The 19,500-nt window shown below is 66.2% G+C and carries 20 protein-coding genes and 1 pseudogene; 10 read left to right on the top strand and 11 right to left on the bottom strand.

From position 1 onward, the window contains the following. A partial coding sequence (locus KM295_RS08245; protein WP_256029472.1) for a beta-CASP ribonuclease aCPSF1 occupies positions 1 to 1,404 on the top strand: 1,404 nt, incomplete at its 5' end. 26 nt (positions 1,405 to 1,430) lie between these two features. Here the strand turns inward: KM295_RS08245 and ilvA are convergent. From ilvA to KM295_RS08265, 4 genes are all read right to left on the bottom strand, one after another. Beyond that, entirely contained in the window at positions 1,431 to 2,639 is a 1,209-nt protein-coding gene (gene ilvA / locus KM295_RS08250; RefSeq protein WP_256029473.1) for a threonine ammonia-lyase, read from the bottom strand. 257 nt (positions 2,640 to 2,896) lie between these two features. Further along, on the bottom strand, positions 2,897 to 3,760 hold the full coding sequence (locus KM295_RS08255) for an ABC transporter permease (RefSeq protein WP_256029474.1): 864 nt from the start codon (positions 3,758 to 3,760) through the stop codon (positions 2,897 to 2,899). Continuing rightward, positions 3,757 to 4,665 (bottom strand): ABC transporter ATP-binding protein, encoded by a 909-nt coding sequence (locus tag KM295_RS08260; RefSeq protein WP_256029475.1) that lies wholly within the window; start codon positions 4,663 to 4,665, stop codon positions 3,757 to 3,759. Before KM295_RS08260 ends, KM295_RS08255 begins: the two co-directional genes overlap by 4 nt. 54 nt (positions 4,666 to 4,719) lie before the next feature. Then, positions 4,720 to 5,010: a DUF7967 family protein gene (locus tag KM295_RS08265; protein ID WP_256029476.1), complete on the bottom strand. Its 291-nt coding sequence runs from the start codon at positions 5,008 to 5,010 to the stop codon at positions 4,720 to 4,722. Between the two features lie 100 nt (positions 5,011 to 5,110). Between KM295_RS08265 and KM295_RS08270 the strand changes: the two genes are divergently transcribed. Next, on the top strand, positions 5,111 to 6,841 hold the full coding sequence (locus KM295_RS08270; protein WP_256029477.1) for an excinuclease ABC subunit C: 1,731 nt from the start codon (positions 5,111 to 5,113) through the stop codon (positions 6,839 to 6,841). A gap of 29 nt (positions 6,842 to 6,870) precedes the next feature. Here KM295_RS08270 and KM295_RS08275 read toward each other — a convergent pair whose 3' ends face one another. After that, a complete protein-coding gene (locus KM295_RS08275) occupies positions 6,871 to 8,373 on the bottom strand; it encodes a response regulator (RefSeq protein ID WP_256029478.1) in 1,503 nt (500 codons plus the stop codon). After that, entirely contained in the window at positions 8,366 to 9,001 is a 636-nt protein-coding gene (locus tag KM295_RS08280; RefSeq protein WP_256029479.1) for a hypothetical protein, read from the bottom strand. Before KM295_RS08280 ends, KM295_RS08275 begins: the two co-directional genes overlap by 8 nt. Before the next feature lie 138 nt (positions 9,002 to 9,139). Here KM295_RS08280 and KM295_RS08285 point away from each other — a divergent pair, with 138 nt between their 5' ends. After that, positions 9,140 to 10,309 carry an SPFH domain-containing protein gene (locus KM295_RS08285; protein ID WP_256029480.1) on the top strand — a complete coding sequence of 390 codons (1,170 nt, stop codon included), beginning with the start codon at positions 9,140 to 9,142 and terminating at the stop codon, positions 10,307 to 10,309. A gap of 21 nt (positions 10,310 to 10,330) precedes the next feature. Continuing rightward, the gene (locus tag KM295_RS08290; protein ID WP_256029481.1) at positions 10,331 to 11,419 is read left to right on the top strand and encodes a molybdopterin-dependent oxidoreductase; all 1,089 of its coding nucleotides are present in this window, start codon (positions 10,331 to 10,333) and stop codon (positions 11,417 to 11,419) included. 13 nt (positions 11,420 to 11,432) lie between these two features. Here the strand turns inward: KM295_RS08290 and KM295_RS08295 are convergent, their stop codons facing one another. The 5 genes and pseudogenes from KM295_RS08295 to KM295_RS08315 all read right to left on the bottom strand — a co-directional run bounded on the left by KM295_RS08295 (position 11,433) and on the right by KM295_RS08315 (position 15,305). Continuing rightward, the gene (locus KM295_RS08295) at positions 11,433 to 11,711 is read right to left on the bottom strand and encodes a DUF8139 family protein (protein ID WP_256029482.1); all 279 of its coding nucleotides are present in this window, start codon (positions 11,709 to 11,711) and stop codon (positions 11,433 to 11,435) included. Next, positions 11,708 to 11,950 carry a DUF433 domain-containing protein gene (locus tag KM295_RS08300; protein ID WP_256029483.1) on the bottom strand — a complete coding sequence of 81 codons (243 nt, stop codon included), beginning with the start codon at positions 11,948 to 11,950 and terminating at the stop codon, positions 11,708 to 11,710. Before KM295_RS08300 ends, KM295_RS08295 begins: the two co-directional genes overlap by 4 nt. 178 nt (positions 11,951 to 12,128) lie before the next feature. Then, positions 12,129 to 12,413, bottom strand: a pseudogene (locus KM295_RS17040) (restriction endonuclease); the annotation flags it as partial. Beyond that, on the bottom strand, positions 12,410 to 13,756 hold the full coding sequence (locus tag KM295_RS08310; protein WP_256029485.1) for a hypothetical protein: 1,347 nt from the start codon (positions 13,754 to 13,756) through the stop codon (positions 12,410 to 12,412). The gene KM295_RS08310 and the pseudogene KM295_RS17040, both read right to left, overlap by 4 nt. Continuing rightward, positions 13,749 to 15,305 (bottom strand): AAA family ATPase, encoded by a 1,557-nt coding sequence (locus tag KM295_RS08315; RefSeq protein WP_256029486.1) that lies wholly within the window; start codon positions 15,303 to 15,305, stop codon positions 13,749 to 13,751. Before KM295_RS08315 ends, KM295_RS08310 begins: the two co-directional genes overlap by 8 nt. 86 nt (positions 15,306 to 15,391) lie before the next feature. Here KM295_RS08315 and KM295_RS08320 point away from each other — a divergent pair, with 86 nt between their 5' ends. The 6 genes from KM295_RS08320 to KM295_RS08345 form a co-directional block, all read left to right on the top strand. Beyond that, positions 15,392 to 15,613, top strand: coding sequence for a hypothetical protein (locus KM295_RS08320; protein ID WP_256029487.1), 222 nt, complete (start codon positions 15,392 to 15,394; stop codon positions 15,611 to 15,613). Between the two features lie 74 nt (positions 15,614 to 15,687). After that, complete coding sequence (cbiT, locus tag KM295_RS08325; RefSeq protein ID WP_256029488.1) at positions 15,688 to 16,227, top strand: precorrin-6Y C5,15-methyltransferase (decarboxylating) subunit CbiT; 540 nt, start codon at positions 15,688 to 15,690, stop codon at positions 16,225 to 16,227. Then, the gene (locus tag KM295_RS08330) at positions 16,224 to 17,015 is read left to right on the top strand and encodes a cobalt-factor II C(20)-methyltransferase (protein ID WP_256029489.1); all 792 of its coding nucleotides are present in this window, start codon (positions 16,224 to 16,226) and stop codon (positions 17,013 to 17,015) included. The genes cbiT and KM295_RS08330 overlap by 4 nt, the downstream gene beginning before the upstream one ends. Then, positions 17,012 to 17,905 carry a cobalt-precorrin-4/precorrin-4 C(11)-methyltransferase gene (locus tag KM295_RS08335; protein ID WP_256029490.1) on the top strand — a complete coding sequence of 298 codons (894 nt, stop codon included), beginning with the start codon at positions 17,012 to 17,014 and terminating at the stop codon, positions 17,903 to 17,905. The genes KM295_RS08330 and KM295_RS08335 overlap by 4 nt, the downstream gene beginning before the upstream one ends. Before the next feature lie 10 nt (positions 17,906 to 17,915). Further along, complete coding sequence (gene cbiG, locus KM295_RS08340) at positions 17,916 to 18,920, top strand: cobalt-precorrin 5A hydrolase (protein ID WP_256029491.1); 1,005 nt, start codon at positions 17,916 to 17,918, stop codon at positions 18,918 to 18,920. Beyond that, positions 18,920 to 19,500: precorrin-3B C(17)-methyltransferase (locus KM295_RS08345; RefSeq protein ID WP_256029492.1), on the top strand; the 581-nt coding region annotated here is incomplete at its 3' end. The genes cbiG and KM295_RS08345, both read left to right, overlap by 1 nt.

Consider the following 19,500-nt stretch of genomic DNA (forward strand, 5'->3'; position numbering starts at 1 on the left):
CGCGAGGAGATGTCCGACGACGAGTGGGTCCGGATCACGACGCTCGGCTGCTGTCGGGAGGTCGGCCGGGCCGCCTTCATCCTCAACACCCCCGAGACGCGCGTGCTCATCGACTGTGGCGACAAACCCGGCGCGGAGGGGGAAGTCCCCTACCTGCAGGTGCCCGAGGCGCTGGGCGCCGGCGCCTCGAACCTCGATGCGGTCGTGTTGACCCACGCCCACCTCGATCACTCCGCGCTCGTCCCGCTTTTGTTCAAGTACGGCTACGACGGTCCGATCTACTGTACCGAACCGACCCGCGATCTCATGGGCCTTCTGACGCTGGATTATCTGGACGTCGCGGCCAAGGAGGGTCGGACGCCCCCCTACGAGTCCGCGCAGGTCCGGGAGGCGATCAAACACACCATACCCCTCGAATACGGCGACGTGACCGACATCGCGCCGGACCTGAAGATCACGTTCCACAACGCCGGCCACATCCTCGGCTCGGCGGTCACCCACTTCCACGTCGGCGACGGCCTCTACAACGTCGCCTTCTCCGGTGATATCCACTACGACGACACCCGCCTTTTCAACGGCGCCGTCAACGACTTCCCCCGCGTCGAGACGCTCGTCATGGAGTCGACCTACGGCGGTCGCAACGACTACCAGACCGACCAGGAAGACTCCGAGGAGAAACTCAAGGAGGTCATCCGCGAGACGACCACCGACGGCGGGAAGGTGCTGATCCCGGCCTTCGCCGTCGGCCGCTCCCAAGAGATCATGCTCGTCTTGGAGGAGGCGATGCGGAAGGGCGAGATTCCGGAGGTGCCGGTACACCTCGACGGGATGATCTGGGAGGCGACGGCGATCCACACGACCTACCCCGAGTACCTCCGTGACGACCTCCGGGACCGGATCTTCCACGACGACGAGAACCCCTTCCTCGCCGACCAGTTCAACCACATCGACGGCGGCGAGGACGAACGCCAGGAGATCGCCGACGGCGGTCCCTGTATCGTCCTCTCGACGTCGGGGATGATCGAGGGCGGGCCGATCATGTCGTGGCTCACCCACGTCGGCGCCGAGTCCGACTCCTCGCTCGTCTTCGTCGGCTACCAGGCCCAGGGGACGCTCGGCCGCCGGATCCAGAACGGCTGGGATGAGATCCCGATGAACGACCGTGCCTCGGATCGGGGCACCCTCACGCTGAACATGAACGTCGAGACGGTCGATGGGTTCTCCGGACACGCCGACCGACAGGGGTTGATGAACTTCGTCCGCACGATGAACCCCCGCCCCGAGAAGGTGCTCTGTGTACACGGCGACGAATCGTCGGTGCAGGACCTCTCTTCGGCGCTGTATCACGACTTCAACATGCGGACGTTCGCGCCGAAGAACCTCGAGACGTTCCGGTTCCTGTAGGCGTCGATACTCCCCTCTCCCTGCCGTTACACTCGGACGTTGACCTCGTAGCCGTGTGATTCTAGCGTCTCGATCAGCTCCGCGACGTGTTCGTGACCCCGCGTTTCGAGGTCGAGTTCGACCTCGGCGGCGTTGACCGCGATGTCCTTCGAGGCCCGATCGTGTTCGATGGCGTAGATGTTCGTCCGGTGTTCGGTCAACAACTCGACGAGTTCTTCGAGCGCGCCGGGTCGGTCCTTCAGCACCGTCCTGATCCGGAGGAACCGCCCGCGTTCGACCAGCCCCCGGGTGATGACCGTCGTGAGGACGTTCAGATCGATGTTGCCGCCACAGAGGGTGGGAACGATCGTCTCGCCGTCGTCGTACGCGAAACGCTCCTCGATAACCGCCGCCAGCGGGACGGCGCCGGCCCCCTCGACGAGCGTCTTCGAACGCTCCAGAAGCGAGGTCAGGGCGTTTGCGATCTCGGCGTCCGAGACCGTGACGATCTCGTCGACGCGCTCGCGTATCACCTCGAAGGTATTCTCGCCGATCTTCCGGGTGGCGATCCCGTCGGCGATGGTATCGACCGAGTCCCGTTCGACGATCTCGCCCCGACGCAGCGATTCGGCGGCGCTTGCGGCCCCCTCGGCCTGGACACCGACGACCCTGGCGTCGGTCAACGCCTTGATCGCGGTCGCGATCCCGGCGATGAGCCCGCCGCCGCCGATCGGAACGGCGACGGTGTCGACCTCGGGGCACTGTTCTGCGATCTCCAGCCCGATCGTCCCCTGGCCGGCCATCACGGCCGGGTCGTCGAAGGCGTGGACGTATACGCGGCCCTCCTCGCGTTCGATCTCGTGGGCGCGCTCGGCGGCCGTATCGTAATCGACCCCGTGGAGCACTACCTCGGCGCCGTACGATCGGGTGGCGTCGATCTTCGAGATCGGGGCGTATTCGGGCATGACGATCGTCGAGTCGACGCCGGCCTTCGTCGCCGCCAGGGCGACCCCTTGGGCGTGGTTGCCGGCGCTGGCAGCGACGACGCCCGCCTTGCGTTCGGCCTCGTCTAAGAGTGCGATCTTGTTCGTCGCCCCGCGGATCTTGAACGCGCCGGTCCGCTGGAGGTGTTCCAGTTTGAGCCGGACGTCTGCGCCGGTCCGTTCGGAGAACGTCGTCGACCGTTCCAGAGGTGTCTCGCGGGCCGTCCCGGCGACCCGCCTGCGGGCCGCTCTCACGTCGGCGAGTTCGAGCATACCCACCCTACCGGACGGTGTGTGGTATGCCTTCCGACGCGGCCGCTGGGCGAGCGGTTGGAACAGAAGGGAAGGAGCGTGTGCAACCGAAAGAGGGGTCGGTAACATAATAAAACCCATGCATGCGGAGTGGAAGTGAAACCACACGAGGGGAGCAGGGTGAAACTGTTGTCAGACGGCTGTTCGACGGCGAGCAGACGGCTGTTTCGGGTGGGATGACAGCGGGGAAACGGGGAAAAGAGCGGGAACGTCCCGACCTACAGATCGGAGGCTTCGAACCGGAGGTAGCCGGCGGCCAACGGGACGACGATCCAGAACGCCAACACGACGAATCCGAACCAGTCCTCGAGGAAGAAGGGGGCGTCGGCCGCGGCCTGCTGGGCCTCCTGTTCCTCGGCGATGAGTCGGATCACCCACCGGGCGCCCTGCTGGTAGGCGGTCGTCGGGCTGAGGATCTGGATGAGCTGAAAGAGGTTGAAGATCGTATCCCCCTGCTCTATGCCCTCAAAGGAGAAACCGTTCGCGGCGTAGGCGATCCCCTGGGCCAACACGCCCCACAGGAACTGAAAGACCACGAACAGCCCGAAGGAGCCGTAGGCCGCCCGCGACGTGGAGGCGGTAAACGCCGAGACGCCGACGGCGATCGCGACGAAGACGAACGCAAAAAGCAGCGAGACGCCGACGAACGCGAGATATTCCGGCGCCGAGAAGGCGTCGGCCAGCGAGGCCGTGACGACGATCCCGACTGCGAAGCCGACGAAGAGCGCGACGGCGACGACCCCGGCTCGCCCGAGGAACTTCCCGACGACGACGTCGAGGCGGCCGTTCGGCAGCGACAACAGGAGCTTCAGGCTGCCGCTTTCGCGTTCGCCCGCCAGCGATCGGTAGGCGGCCGCGATGGCGACGATCGGGATGAACACCGCCGTCGCTTGCAACAGCCCGACGATGAGCAGAAACGTCGTCACTTCACCGGTAAAGGCCGCCTGCTGTGGCGGATCGATTTCCGTGACGACATAGGCGGCGCCGGCCGAAAACAGCGCGAAAAGCACCGTCAACACGACCAACAGCCGCGAGCGGATCGCGTCCCGGAAGTCCTTCTCGGCGACGGCCTGCCAGCTCATGCTTCCTCCCCCGTGTAGGCCGCAAAGAGATCCTCCAGGGGCGCCTCCTCCGTCGAGAAGTCCGAGACCTCGGCCCCCTGCGCTTCGAGTTCCTGGATCGCGTCCATCTTCATGTCGTCCTCGCAGGTGATCCGGAGCGTCGTGCCCTCGATCGTCACCTCCGAGACGCCATCGAGGCTCTTGAGGTGGTGGGCGGCGTCCTCGGGCACCGAATCGACCTCGACGACGAGCGTCGAGCCGCCGCCGACGTTCTCGCGGAGCCCCTCGATGGTGTCGACGGCGACGAGTTCGCCCTCGCGGATGATGCCGACCCGATCACAGACGGCCTCGACCTGCCCGAGGATGTGACTCGAAAAGAAGACGGTCGTGCCGTCGTCGGCCTCCTGGTTGACGATCTCGCGGAGTTCGCGGGCGCCGTTGGGGTCCAGCCCCGAGGAGGGCTCATCGAGGATCAAAAGCTCGGGTTCGCCGACCAGCGCCATCGCCAACGCGAGCCGCTGTCGCATCCCCGTCGAGAACCCGCCGGCCTTCCGTTCCGCGGCGTCCTGTAGCCCGACCCGTTCTAAAACGGGGTAAGGGGCGTCGTCGGTGCCCTTCGAATCGATGGCGAAGGCGACGTGTTCGCGTGCCGTCAGGCGGTCGTAGATGTCGAATCCCTCGGGGAGGACGCCGGTCCGTTCCCGGACGGCGACGCTCTCTTCGCGGGCGTCGCGTCCGAGCACGCGGACCGAGCCTGCGTCCGGCCGGACGAAATCAAGCAGGACGTTGATCGTCGTCGACTTTCCGGCGCCGTTGGGGCCGAGAAACCCGAATATTTCGCCCTCTTCGACTTCGAGGTCGACGCCACGGAGCGCGCGCACGTCGCCGAAGGACTTCTCGACGCCGTCCAGTTCGATGGCGGCCATATTGTATGCGGCTTCCGCCCGACGCATTATAGGCCTTGAGGATCCGACCGGCACTCAGATCGTCTCGTCGGGATCGTGTGACTCGCGGACGCGTTCGACCTCGGACGCGTACCGTTCCCGCGTGGGTTCGTCCTCGATCGGCTCGACTTTCTCCGGGTCGACGTCGATCGCGGCGGTGATCTCCTTCGCCCGGAGCAACTGGACGCTGAAGTGTTTCACCAGACGGCCAGACCCGTCGGGGGTGGCGTAGACGAGCTCGACGAGCGACTCGTCGCCGTAATCGCGCTCGACGAGCCAGAGGCGTTCGGTTTCGGCCATCGTTTCGGGATCGGCCTCCCCGGACATACCTCTTCCCCTGCTCCGGCCCCGCCGTCTTCCGGCCCCCTCGGAACGGCTCCGGGGCGAACGCGTCACGCTGATACTCCTTGCGCTCCGAGTCCCGGATATGGACGCGGCCGCGGTCACAGACCGGGCCAGCGAACTCCCGAAAGCGCCCGGAATCTACCGGTTCGAGACCGACGACCGGGTGCTGTACGTCGGCAAGGCGGTCGACCTCCGCAAGCGGGTCCGGTCCTACACCGACCCCCGGAGCGAGCGGATCCGCCGGATGGTCGAACGCGCCGACCGGATCGACTTCGCGGTCACGGACACCGAGACGCAGGCGTTGCTCCTGGAGGCGAACCTGATAAAGCGGCACCGCCCCCGGTACAACGTCCGGCTGAAGGACGACAAGTCCTACCCGCTCGTTGCCGTCACCGATCACGACGCCCCGCGGATCGAGGTCACGCGCGACCCGCCCGAGGGCGCGACGGTCTTCGGTCCCTTCACCGACAAGGGCCGCGTCGAGACCGTCCTCAAGGCGATCCGTTCGGTCTACGGGCTCCGGGGCTGTTCGGACCACAAGTACGCGGGTCGGGACCGCCCCTGCCTCGACTACGAGATGGGGCTGTGTAGCGCCCCCTGTACCGGCGAAATCACCCCCGAGGACTACGCCGAGGACGTCGAGTCGGCGATCCGGTTTCTGGAGGGCGAGACGGGCGCGCTCGCGGGACCGCTCCGCCGGGAGATGGAGGTCGCCGCCGAAGCGGAGGCCTTCGAGCGGGCGGCCGCCCTCCGGGATCGACTCGAGGCGGTCGAGTCCTTCCATGAGGGCGGCGGCGAGGCCGTCGCCGGCCGCCGGGAGGAACTCGTCGACGTTCTCGGGGTCGCCACGGAGGGCGGATCGGCGACCGTCGCCAGACTCCACAGCGAAAACGGCAAACTGGTCGATCGCCAGCGGCACCGCCTCGAGGCCCCCGACGGCGAAAGCCGTATCGGGGCGGTGCTTTCGGCGTTCATCCCGCAGTTTTACGCCGACCGGCCGCTGCCGGACGCGTTGCTTCTCCCCGAGCGGTACGACGACCCGGAACTCGATCGGTGGCTCGAAGGCGAGGGCGTCGCCGTCCGGGTCCCGGGCGCGGGCCGGGAGGCGACGCTGGTCGATCTCGCGTTGAAGAACGCCCGCCGGAGCGCCGGCGCGGCCGACGGCACGGCCGAACTCGCCCGACGGCTCGGGATCGACCGCCCCGACCGGATCGAGGGGTTCGACGTGAGCCACGCCGGCGGCGAGGCCGTCGTCGGCAGCGACGTCGTTTTCGTCGACGGCTCGCCGGAAAAATCCGGCTACCGCCGGAAGAAACTCGAGGAGACGAACGACGATTACGCGAACATGCGGGCCCTCCTCCGGTGGCGCGCCCGCCGGGCGATCGAGGGTCGGGACGACCGGCCCGATCCCGATCTACTCGTCATCGACGGCGGCGAGGGCCAACTCACCGCCGCCCGGGATGGGCTCGCCGAGACGGGCTGGTCGGTCCCCGCGGTCGCGCTCGCGAAGTCCGAAGAACGGGTCGTCACCCCCGACGGCGTTCACGATTGGGACGACGACGATCCCGCCTTGCACCTCCTCCAGCGCGTCCGCGACGAGGCCCACCGCTTTGCCGTCCAGTACCACCGGACCGTCCGTGATACCGTCTCGACGCCGCTGGACGACGTCGAGGGCGTCGGCCCCGAACTGCGGCGTCGGCTCCTCGGGCGGTTCGGCAGCCTCGCGGGGCTCCGGGCGGCCTCCCGCGAAGAACTCGAGGCGGTCGAGGGCGTCGGCCGTGCGACCGCCCGGACGATCGAGGAGGCGCTCTGATCCGTCCTGCACGACGATGGCAGAGCCGCCTACTCGTAGACGGCCGGCCGGAAGCTGATGCCGGTGATCTCGAAGCGCGCCCCGCCGTCGGTCCCCTCCGTGACCTCGATCTCCCAGCCGTGGCCGGTCGCGATCCGTTCGGCGATGGTCAACCCGAGGCCCGCACCCTCCTCGTCGGTCGTGTATCCGGAATCGAAGACCAACTCGCGGTCGGGTTCGGGGATCCCCGCCCCGTCGTCCTCGAAGTAGATCCCGTCCGCCAGCGTCCCGGTGGTACACGTAACCTCCTCGTCGGGACCCGCCCGGTCGCCCCTCGAGCCGTGTTCGACGGCGTTGTCGAGCAGGTTCTCGAAGAGCTGTTTCAGGCGGTCGGCGTCGGCTTCGAGCCGCCTGGAGTCCTCGATCCGGAGCGTCGCTCCGGGTGTTTCGACGACGCTCCAGGCCGACCGGACGATGTCCTCGAGTGAGACGATACCGGTCGGCTCGATCTGTCCCGGCTGTTCGGCCAGCACGTTCGTCTGGTCGACGAGCGTGTCGATCCGATTGAGCGCCCTCTCGACCGTCTCGATGTGGGACCCCTCGCCGGTCTCCCGGTGGAGTTCGATCGAGCTGAGGGCGACGGTGATCGGGTTCCGCACGTCGTGGGTGATCAGATCCCTGATGTTCTCGAGCTGTTCGTTCCGCCGTTTGAGGTCCCGCTCGCGCGCCTTCAGGGCCGTTATCTCACGGGTGTTGACCACGAACCCGGAGACGATCTCGTCGTCCAGCAGGTTCGTCCCCCGGGATTCGATGACCCGCTCTCGGTCGTCGGAACTGTTGAGCCGGAACTCGACGACCGGGTCCATCTCGGGGTCCTCGACGGCCTCGAAGAACGTCTCCATCACCTCCTTTCGGTCCCCGGGGTGGACGTAGTTGAACACCGAATCGCCGATCAGCTTCCCGCGGGGGTAGCCGATGATGTGTTCACACGGCGAGACGTACTCGAAGCGGCCCTCCGCCGAGACGATCGAGATGAAATCCGAGGAGTTCTCGACGAGCTTGCTGAACTTCCGTTCGGAGCGTTCCAGTTCCCGCCGCGTGCGGTACTTCTCGACTGCATGGAGCAGTCGGTTCGCCAGCACCGAGTACTGGCTCGATCCGGTTTCCTTCTGCAGGTAGTCCGTCACGCCCGCCGAGATGGCGCGGCTCGCGATCTCTTCGCTCCCTTTGCCGGTAAAGAGGATGAAGGGTATCTCGGGGTACTGCTCCCGCACCTCCTCGAGGAACTCCAGCCCGTTCATGGGGGGCATGTCGTAATCGCTGACGATGGCGTCGACGTCGATCTCCCCCGTCGACAGCTCCGAGGCCGCCTTGTCGGCCCGGGTTCTCGTCAGGACCTCGAAGCGATCGCGCTCCCGCTCGAGAAACGTCGCCGTCAGATCGAGCAGGGATCCGTCGTCGTCGACCGCGAGAATCGTCACCGGGTCGGTCGTGGGCTGTTCGGTGACCAACTCGACGTCCGACTCCGGCCGTTCCCGCTCGTGTTCACTCATTGGTGTGGTGGGCGACGATACGTTCGAAGTACGGGACCATCGCTTCCTCCGCCTGCTCCCAGTGGCGGCGCGTGTGCATGTCGTGGAGCTCGACGGCCAGGGCGTACCTGAGCGCCTCGGGCCCCGCGCCCGACCGGCCCTCCTTCGGTTTGCCGGGGTAGGCCGGGTCCCCGAGGGCGGTCCGGAGCTCCAGCAGCTGGGCCCGCTGAAACGGCGTCCAGTAGTCCCCGCCCGTCTTGTGTCGCCGCCACGCCTCGGTCTTGAACCTCGCGTACTCCCCGTCGATCCCGAGGGCGGCCGCCCGTTCTCTGAACTTCCGCCGAACGGAGCTCCAGTCGGCGTCGGCGAGTCCGTCCCGATCCAGCGTCCCGTCCCGCAGGTACCGCAACTCGAGGTCGTCTTTCGCCCACAGCGCCCCGACGAGGGCGTCGGCGGCCAGTCGGACGTCCTCCGGGGTACTGTTTCGAAACTGCAGTGCGTCGACGAACTCGAAGGCATCCAGCGCCGCTTCCCTCTCGCCGCGATCGTGTGCGAGGAACCCCTGGCAGATCTTCCGGGCCATCTCCCGTGGAGCGTCGTCTAAGGAAACCGAGGGATCGGCAAACGACGTCGATCGTCCCTCCTGCATGGTATATACAGTGGTGCTCACTTCGAATACAAAACAGTTTATATAGAATCATAATACATTATAGACTGCGTCGCCGGGATAAGACCCCTTTCCATCCCAGCGACGGGGTTCAAGTAGCGTGAGACCTAATGGGAGAGTATGTCAGACAGCGCCGCCCGCGAACTCGGCCGCAAGAGTTCCGGGCTCTCGACGCGTGTGTCGGTCGTCCTCTTTGCCCTCCTTGCGGTCGGCGTAGCGGTCTGGTTCGGCGCGGTCGAACTCGACCCGCTCACGGTCGCCGGGCTGGCGCTGCTTTTCGTCGCCGTCGCCGCCGTCTACAGCGCCGTCAAGATCGTCGAGGCCTACGAGAAGGAGGCGCTGACAGTCTTCGGCGAGTACCGGGAACTCCTGGAGCCGGGATTGCACTTCGTCCCGCCGTTCGTCTCGAAGACCTACCCCTTCGATATGCGGACCCAGACGCTCGACGTGCCCCGCCAGGAGGCGATCACCGAGGACAACTCGCCGGTGACCGCCGACGCCGTCGTCTACATCAAGGTGATGGACGCAAAGCGGGCCTTCCTGGAGGTCGACGACTACCGGACCGCGACCTCGAACCTCGCCCAGACGACGCTGCGGGCCGTGCTGGGTGATATGGAACTCGACGAGACGCTCTCGAAACGCGAGAAGATCAACCGCCGCATCCGGCACGAACTGGAGGGGCCGACCGACGAGTGGGGCGTCCGCGTCGAGGCCGTCGAGGTCCGGGAAGTAAACCCCTCACCCGACGTCCAGCGGGCGATGGAACAGCAGACCTCCGCCGAGCGCAAGCGGCGGGCGATGATCCTCGAGGCGCAGGGCGAGCGTCGCTCGGCGATCGAGAAGGCCGAGGGCGACAAGCAGGCGAACATCCTCGAGGCGCAAGGTGAAAAGCAGGCGAGCGTCCTCGAAGCGCAGGGCGAGGCCATCTCGACGGTGCTGCGGGCGAAATCCGCCGAGTCGATGGGCGAACGCGCCATCATCGAACGCGGGATGGAGTCCCTGGAGACGATCGGGCAAGGCGAATCGACGACGTTCGTCCTCCCGCAGGAGCTCACCTCCCTTCTGGGCCGGTACGGCGAACACCTCACCGGCGGCGACGTCGGGGGCGGTTCCGGGCTGGAGTCGCTGGAGTTCGACGAGGGGACCCGCGAGATGCTCGGGATCGACAGCATCGAGGAGTTGGCGGCCGGGAACGGCGACGTCGATCTGGATCTGGAGATGGAGAGCGCCGACATCGAGAGCGGCGACATCGAGAGCAGCGACATCGAACTCGAAGACGAGATCGAATAGCGCCGCCCGAGACGACCCGATATGACCAGCGTCGACGATCGAATTCTCCGGTACGCGCCGCCGCCGCGGGCCGTCGACTGGTCGATACTCGGCTGTGTCCTCTTTGCGGTCGGGTCCGGACTGTACTCGTTCACGGTCGGTCGGCCCGACGGCTTCGGGTGGCTGTGGCTGTGGGCGCACCGTGCCGTCGGGCTCGCGCTTTCGGTCTTGCTCGTTTTCAAGCTGGTCCGCGTCCGGGACCGGCTCACGGATCCCGACCGGCGCCAGCCATCGACAGCGCTGTCGGTCGCGACCGGGGTCGTCGCCGTCGCGACGCTTGCGACCGGGGTCGTCTGGGGGGTCGTCGGGCTGGTCTGGGTCGCCGTCTGGCCGCTTCTCGCGGTTCACGTCGGTCTCGGCTTGCTTTTGATCCCGTTCGTTTTCGCCCACATGACGACGCGGTTCCGGCTTCCCCGGCGGCGCGATATCGCCGAGCGCCGAACCGCGCTGAAGTACTTCGGCCTGCTCGCGGCCGGCGGGCTCGTCGCCCGGATCGGGGACGGCCTCGCTCGCGCCGCCGGCGTGGCGGGTGCGAATCGGCGGTTCACCGGCTCGAAACCGACCGAGGGGTCGGGTAACGGTTCCTTCCCGGTGACGATGTGGGTCGCCGACGATCCCGAGCCGGTCGTCCCCGGCGAGTACACGCTGACCGTCGAGGGGCTCGTCGAAACGCCGCTTTCGATCGGGTACGACGCTCTCCTCCGGGAGCCCGAAACGACCGAGGAGGCACTTCTCGACTGTACGAGCGGGTGGTACACCGTTCAGGAGTGGGGCGGCGTCCGCATCGGCAGACTGCTCGATGCGGCGGGGATCGAGGATCGGGCGACCCACGTCCGGTTCGTCTCCGTGACCGGCTACCGGTGGTCGCTGCCGACCGCGGAGGCACGCGAGGCATTGCTCGCGACCCACGTCGGCGGCGAAGCGCTCACCCACGGCCACGGCGCGCCGGCACGCCTCGTCGCGCCCGGACGCCGGGGGTTTCAGTGGGTCAAGTGGGTCGAGCGGATCGAGATCCGCGACCGGGGCGATCCCGCCCAGTGGGTCGTGACGCTCGTCAGCGGGTTCGAGTGATCGGTGGCCGCGACTACTCGTCGGTCGAAACCAGATCCCGGTGCCGGAAGACCACCGGGAGCGTCTCCCCGCTTTCGGCGTCCTCGAGGCGGTAGGCGGCGCGTGCCAGTTCCCGATCGGGATCGGGGTCGGTTTCCGGGTCGGGGTCGGGATCGGAATCGTCGGCGAAGACGTGAACCACCCGGCCGACCGTCTCTTCGAAAGGGCTCTCTGCGTCCTCGTCGGCGAGTCGGACCCGGACGCGGTCGCCGACGTCGTAGGGCTCCTCGGGGGGCGTTGGAGTGTCGGTCATGCGGGCCGTTCGGCGGATTCGGCGTCGTCCCGGTTCCGGGATTCCTCGATATGCTCGTAGTAATAGGCAAGCGCCGTGTGGACGTCAGAAAGCGACAGCGCGGGATACAGTTCGACGATCTCGTCGGGCGAGTAGCCGCTGTGCTCGTAGGCGCTCGCGATGTTCCAGATGCGAATCCCTGTCCCCCCGATAGCGGGGGCTCCGTCGCTGTGTTCGGGACCACGAACGATTTCGGTCACACCCCCTCGTTTGTATCCTCTCGTATTTAAATTCGCGTCTCGACCTTTTTCTGCGTCGGGTTTCCTCGCTCGCTGCGGGAACCACTCCTTGAAAAACGTCGATGAAAAAGGCCGACCGTTCCCTTCGGTCACGTTCGGTCAACCGCTCGGTCGCGTCGCTCCCTCGCGGACGCTGCTTTTCGACCGCCTCCTCGACGATCTCGATTTCCTCGTCGGTCAATCCGTACAGTTCGTAGACGATCTCGTCGATCAGATCGTCGGTGCGCTCGATCTTTCCCTCCAGTTCCTCTGCCCTCGATTTCGTCTGCAGATAGCTCTTCAGCCCCTCCCGAACGTCCCCGACGGCGGGCAGTGTCAGCTTTCGAAGTCGATCGACGAGCGAGTTGGTCTTCGTCGCCGTCTCCCGGAACTCGGCGAAGCCGCCGGCCTCCTCGACGGCGACGGGGACGAAGTGTTCGGTTAGCTAACGACGGACTCCAGTATCGTCCGAAGCTCTGTTTCGACTTCCGACGCCTGTAGGATCCTGATCGAGCGCTGTTTGTCGAGTGGTGCTGTCTCGCTTTCCTCGATGTCCTGAACGACGAGCAGGCCGTTCCAGCCGGAGCCGAAATACGCCGAGTCGTCCTCGAAAACGAACTCTCCACCGTCACGGAGGAACGCCAAATATTCGAGCGTCTCTTTGATCCCCGACCGGATCGTCTCCGGGTTCGTCGAGTTCTTGATCTCGGTGATGAGATACTCTCGACGATCATCTGTATCGACCTCGAGAACGATCACGTCGGGGCGACCGGTGACGCGACGGAATCTCTCGTCCTCGAAGTACGTCGAAAGCACTTCCCGGGTTTCACGCTGGACCATCTCGCTTCGGGTGAGGTCGGCTCTGTCCTTTTGGATGTTTTCGGGGATGAACGACAGCCCCCGGTCGCTCGCGGAGTTGTCGTGATACAGCGTGATTTCGGCCTCCTCGTCGACCATCCGGGCGACTGCCTGTGAATCGGTGGCGATCGTCGAGACGGTGAACGAATCCTCCCGTAGCGATTCGATCGCCGAAACGAACCGAAAGAGGACGTACAACTCCAGAAGAGTCTCCTCGTCGTCCGGCGTGATCGCCGTCTCCTCGAGCAGTTCGGCGACCGCGTCGGGATCGGCTTGGCGGCTCTCTCGGTAGAACCGGAGGAGCGCAGCTGCCTCGGTATATAGGGGTGTTCGGGCGTTTTCAGCCCGTCGGAGCATCCGTTCGGTCGGTTCGTATGTCTCCGGATCGCGGATGCGTTTGACGTGGACGTTCCGTTCGAACATCCGGCGCATAACGTCGACCAACTCGAGGTTATCTCGCCACCGGTCGGTGACCCATTCGTAGTCGGCCCGAAGGTATTCCGCACAGTCCTCCAGCGTCGTATAAATCACCGCGAGCAGTCGTTTGAGAACGAGGTTCTCGGCGATATCGTAGCTCTCCGAGCGGTCCTCACAGACGAACAGCGTACTGTCGTGGGGATTCCTCGAGTATCGCCGTTTCACCGTCGCCGGCCAGTCGACCCGCCCATCGACGGTGCCACGCGAAACCGTCCGTGTGGTCTCGGTCCCCGTCCTGACGCTCCGGAGGCGCTCCGGCAGTGCCTCGACGAACGCGACGACGTCCGGTTTGAGGATGAAGTGGAGCCGAACGAGCGTCCCGTAGTCGTCGAAGCGTTCGTCGAGACCGTCGGGTTTGAGTTCGCTTGCCACGTGGCTCTCGGGGAACGAGCCGTGCATCACGTACGCCAGGATGTCCCTCGACAGCCCGGCGACGAGTTCGTCTCTATCCATCGACGGCCACACCGAGTACGTCCCCGGCCAGCCGATACAGCCGGGCGCGGTCAACGGTCCCGGTCTCGGCGATCCGGGAGACGATGCGGCTCCGGTTCGGGACACCCTCCAGTTGCGGAAACGCGTAGCTAGCGACTGCGCCGGTGAGAGCTACCCGGCGGTCGGTGTTCCGACCGCTGACGTGTGAGAGGACGTCCCCGACGATCGCGGGGCCGATATCCCGACCGTCTTCCGTCGCGTTGACGGCGAACCAGATCTCGCCCACGTCCCGGAGTGTCGCGGCATCGGCGTCGATCCCCCACACGTCGGCGTACGATCGGACCAACTCGCCGCTTGCCTCCCGGTCGGCGGGAACCTCCGGCGCGTCGACGTGGACGAACGCGAAGCGTCGCATGAACGCATACGAGAGTTCGTACAGCGAGGTCTTGTCGTAGGAGTTCATCGTCGCGAAGATACGCCACGATTCGGGGACGACGTAGCGGTGGGATTCGAGACTTCCCTCGAAACCGGACGCGGGGACGATCTCGATCTCCTCACCGTCGCGTCTGTAGGGCAACTGGACCGCCTGTCCCGACAGGAGGGTAAAGAGCTGGCCGAACGACTTGTCGATGTCGGCGCGGTTGATCTCGTCGATGACGAGCAGTTCGTTTCGCTGGCCTTCGTCCTTTTTGAACCGTCGGAGGACCTGCCCCGGCTCGAACGAGAGGTTCTCGCCCTCGGCTTCGCCGGGCATGTAGCCGCCGACCGTTTCGAACGTCGACCAGTCGGCCGTCGCCGTCGTCAGCTGCTGGCCTGTATAAATAGCCGGGAACTCGGAGACTAGATGCGAACACAGAAGTCGGGCGATCTCGGTCTTTCCGGTCCCCGGCGGCCCGGTGAACACCAGGTGCTTGCCCGCGTTCAGCGCGGCGTTTATCTGTTCGGTTAGCTCCTCGAGTTGCCCGTCGGGGAAATAAAGCGAGTCGAAGACTGAACTGGAAATATCGACTGTCGGGGTCGCATGGATGTCCGGCTCCGATCCCGTGTCCGGGGTTGATCGTTCGTGGACGGGGGATTCGCCGTGAATCAGGTTCTCGACGGAGCCGTACCGGCCACGGATCCCGCCGATCCCCATCTCGTTCAGCGGGCTGAAACCCATGACGTAATCGATGTCGTGGCCTGCGAGGTCGTGGATCTCGGCCGAGTCGATTTCCGTCTCGATCGGACGTTTTAAGTAGATGATACAGACCCACGGCTTTCCTTCCTCGTGGTTCGGCCAGATCTCGCGGCCGAGCGGTTCGTTCTGTTCGGTGGAGATCACTTCGGCGGCGTGATCGTACTGCCCGTCGTTATAAAACAGGAGGTAGTCGCCGGGGTCGATCTTCCGCCACGTTCCCGCAACCGTCTCCTTCGTCCCCCACATCCGGACGGTCTCGCCGGACGGATACGCATCCGAGTGGGGGACAACCTCGGATTCGGAGAGCCCATCGCGGACGGTCCGCCGGAAGTTCTCCTGTGCAGCGGCGTTCCCGTAGGGGGCGAGAAAGACAGCCGGCCCGTCGTATGCCATTAGGTGTCGATGTCCCGTCGTCAGTATAAAAGTATGCGACGGTGGTGGCGACGTTTATCAATAAAAACGGGGGAAGTGCCCGCGTGATGCTAGCGAGGAAGAACCCAGAGGCGCGCTGTCGGGACTGTGGTTCGCCGCTGTTCTACGGACTCAAACCGGAGCCGACCGGTTGGAAGGTCCAGTACGTCTGTCCGCCGCCGGAGGGCTGTGGACGGGAATTCGTCCCCGGACGGATCGCTCGCTCGTCGGTTGGAAGCGAAGACGAGGCCTATGAACGCGCCCGGAAACTCGGACAGACATTTAAATAAAAGTTCGATCCGATAAACCTCAGTTGTCTTAAATCAAGCACAATTGTTTTACGCCCGGGTTCAGTTGTTACGGCATGGCACGCATAGCGCTTCCACACGACGCCAGGGCCGGGCCGACGAAGCCCGAGGTCCGGTCGGTCACGCTCGGGAAGCTCGAGTTGACCGACGCCGATCACTTCGTCGAGGTCGGCTCCTGTACCGGCGCGGTCACGATCGAGGCCGCCCGGGCGGCCGGCCGCGTGACGGCGATCGAGCGCAAGCCCGAGCGGCTGGAGACGACACGGAAAAACCTCGCAGCAAACGGGATCGAGGGCGTCGAGCTGATCGAGGGGGAGGCCCCCGACGCGTTGCCCGACGACGCCGACGCGCTGTTTCTGGGCGGTTCGCGGAACTACGCTGGGGTGCTCGATCACGCCGCCGAAACCGGCATCGACCGGGTCGTGATGAACGTCTCGCGGCTCGAGGTGGCCGGCGACGCCGTCCGGGCGTTCCGCGAGCGCGAGCTCTTCGAGGAGATCGTCCAGATGCAGGTCTCGACGGGCTATGAACTCGCCGGCGCGACGAGTTTCGACTCCGACAACCCGGTGTACGTCATCTCGGGGGGAGCGGCGTGACGCTGTACGGCGTCGGGCTCGGCCCCGGCGACGCCGGGCTGATCACGGTCAGAGGCCGGGAGATACTCGAGTCCGCCGACGTGGTCTACACGCCCGGCCGGCTCTCCCGCGCCGTCGCCGGCGAGTACGTCGACGAGGACCAGCTGGGCGATCTCGATTTCCCGATGACGCGCGACGAAGAAAAGCTCAGACGCGCCTGGAAGGCCGCCGCCGCCGAAATCGCGCCGACGGCGAAAGGCGGAACGGCGGCCTTCGTCACGCTCGGCGATCCGAACGTCTACTCGACGTTCGGGCACCTGTGCCGGACGCTCGATCGGTTCCACCCCGAGGTCGACCTCGAAGTGATCCCGGGTGTCTCGACGGTGACGGCCTTCGCGACGGCTTTCGACGTCGAGATCACGGCCGGTTCGGAACTCGTCCTCCGGGAAGCCGATGGCGGGGCGGCCCCAGTCGGCCCCGACCGGCTCGTTCTTTTCAAAGTGACGGACGTCCCGGCGACTCACGAGGGGCTGATCGAGGCGGGCTACGAGGTGACCTACGGCCGGCGGCTGTTCATGGAGGGCCAAGAGACGGTCGTCACCGACGATCCGTCGGAACTGGCCGAGCGGGACTACTACACCGTCGCCTACGCCGAGAAACCCGACGCCGGCGAGGAGCCCGCGACGGCGGCCTTCGGCGAGGAGACGACCGCCGACGGCGGACAGATCGCCGAACAGCTCGCGGCCGCCGAATCCGCGGGCGACGGCGAGGCTTATCGCGACGCCGACGGGGACACGACAGAACAATGAGCGAAAAGCAAAACGACGACACCGACCCACAGACGGCGATCGACGCCCAGCGCGAGAAACACGCCCACGAGCGCGACGATCGGGTCTACGAGCACGCCGCCGGGGACGAACAGGAGGGGATCCCCTTCATCGGCGCGGGGCCGGGCCACCCCCGTCTCTTGACCGTCGCCGGCAAGGAGGCCCTCGAGGCGGCCGATCTGGTCGTTCACGCCGGCTCTCTGGTCAACAGCGAACTGCTTTCGGCCTACTGCGATCATGCCGAGTTGGTCAACAGCGTCGGCAAGGACCTCGAGGAGCTGATACCCCTGATGCGGGACGCCTACGAGGCGGGCCGCGAGGTCGTCCGGCTCCACAGCGGCGACCCGGCGATCTACGGGGCCGCCTTAGAACAGATGGACGCCCTGGAACACGAGGGCGTCCCCACGTATCTCGTTCCCGGCGTCACCTCGGCCTTCGCCGCGAGTGCGACGCTCCGGACGCAGTTGACCCTTAACGAAACCGCGAATCACGTCGCGTTCACCCGCCCGCAGGGCAAGACGCTCGATGCCGAGGACGACCACATCGCCGAGTTCGTCGGGATGGGCGACGTGACGACCTGTCTGTATCTCGGCACCCACGCGGTCGCGGACACGATGGACCGACTGCTGGAGTCGGGGGCCGACCCCGACACGCCGGTGACGGTCGTCTATCACGCCTCCTGGCCCGACGAGGACATCATCGAGGGGACAGTCGAGACGATCGGCGGGAAGCTCGAAGCGGCGGGCTATCGGGCCTCGGCGATGGTGTTGATCGGCGACGCCGCCGCGGGCGCCGGCTACGAGCGGTCGTATCTGTACGGCGAGTGGGCGAACAGAAGCGAGAGCGAGAGCGAGAGCGCATCCGACGATTGAAACCGAAACCATGAGCACTGACACGAACACCGACAACGACGCCGACACCGGAACCGACGAGGAAAACGACACGGGCGGCGGCCACTGCTCGACGCCCGACTCCGACGGCGAAGTCGCCGAGGAGATCGCGATCATCAGCTTCGAGCGGAAGCTGCCCGTCGCCGAGGAGATCCGCGAGGAACTGGCCGACGAGTACGTCGCGATAGACATCCTCGAGTATCACGGCGACGTCTTCGAGGAACACTGGGGCGAGTACGATTGTTTCGTCGGACTGATGGCCTCCGGCATCGCGATGCGGAAGACGGCCGGGCTGCTCGACGACAAGTGGGAGGACCCCGCCGTCGTCGTGATCGACGAGGAGCTGACGTGGGCGATCCCGCTGACCGGCGGCCACCACGGCGCCAACCAGGTCGCCCACGACCTCTCGCAACTGGGGGCGGTGCCGGCGATGACGACCGCCTCCGAGGCGGCGGGCAAACAGGGGATCGAATCGAAAGCGAAGGCGCTGGACGCCCACGTCGTCAACGGCGATTCGACGGTCGCGACGAACCTCGCCGTCCTGAACGACGACCTCGACGTCGTCGAACGCCTCGATGGCCCCCGCGCCGTGCTGGTCGGCGACGACGTGACCGTGATGAAGCGGAACGACGAGGGGGTCGTCCTCGGGACGGGCACCGTCAGCGGCGTCGAGAAAGGACAGGTGCTGGACGCCTGGGAGGCCGCACTCGATGATCTCGGTTTGGACTTCTCGGACGTGGAGTTCGTCGCCACCGCGACCCGAAAGGAGAGCGAGGAGGGCCTCTATGAAGCCGCCAGGGAGATCGGGGCGGGGGTCGTCCTCTTCGAGAAGGAGACGCTTTTCGACCACGAGGGGCCGACGCCCTCGCGGTCGAAGGAACTGATCGGCTGGCCGGGGATCGCCGAGGCGTCGGCCATCGCCGGCGGCCGCGAGCACGAACTGGCCCGAGAGAAAGAGCGCTTCGACGAGGCGGTCACCGTGGCGGTGGGACGGTAATGGCCGACGAACAGCCCCCCGAGGAGTACGGCACCCTCTACGTCGTCGGGATCGGCCCCGGACTCCCCCACGCGATGACCCAGCGCGCGAAGGACGTCATCGAGACGGCCGACTGTGTCATCGCCTCGAACCTCTATCAGGAGTTCCTCCGGAAGGACGGGACGATCCCCCCGGAACCCGCCGCCGACGGCGGGAGCGTCACCGCCGCCCGCCCCGAAAGCTGGACCGACGGGACGGTCCTGACCCGACCCGACGGGACCGACCAGGAGATCGTCCGCTCCTCGATGGGCCAGCAGGTCGAGTTGACGCGGGAGGCCTTCGAGCGCGTCAGAGCGGGCCAGGACATCGCCCACGTCTCGGGCGGCGATCCGAACGTCTACGGCAAGAGCGATCTCGTCTTTCTGATGGCCGACGAGGAGGACGCCGACGACGTGCCGATCGAGATCGTCCCGGGCGTGACGGCGGCGCTGGGCGGGGCGGCGAACCTCGGCGCGCCGCTGTCGAACGACTTCTGTACGATCTCGCTTTCGGACAAGTGGCGCGGCTGGGCGGAGATCGAGGAGAAACTCCGCGCGGCGGC

Origin of the sequence: Natronomonas aquatica (genome assembly GCF_024449025.1) — an archaeon.
Taxonomy (GTDB): Archaea; Halobacteriota; Halobacteria; order Halobacteriales; family Haloarculaceae; genus Natronomonas; species Natronomonas aquatica.

Excerpts from the sequence above, each read along its gene's own strand:
- ilvA (WP_256029473.1), bottom strand. The coding sequence starts at position 2,639 with ATGCTCGAACTCGCCGACGTGAGAGCGGCCCGCAGGCGGGTCGCCGGG.
- KM295_RS08255 (WP_256029474.1), bottom strand. The coding sequence starts at position 3,760 with ATGAGCTGGCAGGCCGTCGCCGAGAAGGACTTCCGGGACGCGATCCGC.
- KM295_RS08260 (WP_256029475.1), bottom strand. The coding sequence starts at position 4,665 with ATGGCCGCCATCGAACTGGACGGCGTCGAGAAGTCCTTCGGCGACGTG.
- KM295_RS08265 (WP_256029476.1), bottom strand. The coding sequence starts at position 5,010 with ATGTCCGGGGAGGCCGATCCCGAAACGATGGCCGAAACCGAACGCCTC.
- KM295_RS08270 (WP_256029477.1), top strand. The coding sequence starts at position 5,111 with ATGGACGCGGCCGCGGTCACAGACCGGGCCAGCGAACTCCCGAAAGCG.
- KM295_RS08275 (WP_256029478.1), bottom strand. The coding sequence starts at position 8,373 with ATGAGTGAACACGAGCGGGAACGGCCGGAGTCGGACGTCGAGTTGGTC.
- KM295_RS08280 (WP_256029479.1), bottom strand. The coding sequence starts at position 9,001 with ATGCAGGAGGGACGATCGACGTCGTTTGCCGATCCCTCGGTTTCCTTA.
- KM295_RS08285 (WP_256029480.1), top strand. The coding sequence starts at position 9,140 with ATGTCAGACAGCGCCGCCCGCGAACTCGGCCGCAAGAGTTCCGGGCTC.
- KM295_RS08290 (WP_256029481.1), top strand. The coding sequence starts at position 10,331 with ATGACCAGCGTCGACGATCGAATTCTCCGGTACGCGCCGCCGCCGCGG.
- KM295_RS08295 (WP_256029482.1), bottom strand. The coding sequence starts at position 11,711 with ATGACCGACACTCCAACGCCCCCCGAGGAGCCCTACGACGTCGGCGAC.
- KM295_RS08310 (WP_256029485.1), bottom strand. The coding sequence starts at position 13,756 with ATGGATAGAGACGAACTCGTCGCCGGGCTGTCGAGGGACATCCTGGCG.
- KM295_RS08315 (WP_256029486.1), bottom strand. The coding sequence starts at position 15,305 with ATGGCATACGACGGGCCGGCTGTCTTTCTCGCCCCCTACGGGAACGCC.
- KM295_RS08320 (WP_256029487.1), top strand. The coding sequence starts at position 15,392 with ATGCTAGCGAGGAAGAACCCAGAGGCGCGCTGTCGGGACTGTGGTTCG.
- cbiT (WP_256029488.1), top strand. The coding sequence starts at position 15,688 with ATGGCACGCATAGCGCTTCCACACGACGCCAGGGCCGGGCCGACGAAG.
- KM295_RS08335 (WP_256029490.1), top strand. The coding sequence starts at position 17,012 with ATGAGCGAAAAGCAAAACGACGACACCGACCCACAGACGGCGATCGAC.
- cbiG (WP_256029491.1), top strand. The coding sequence starts at position 17,916 with ATGAGCACTGACACGAACACCGACAACGACGCCGACACCGGAACCGAC.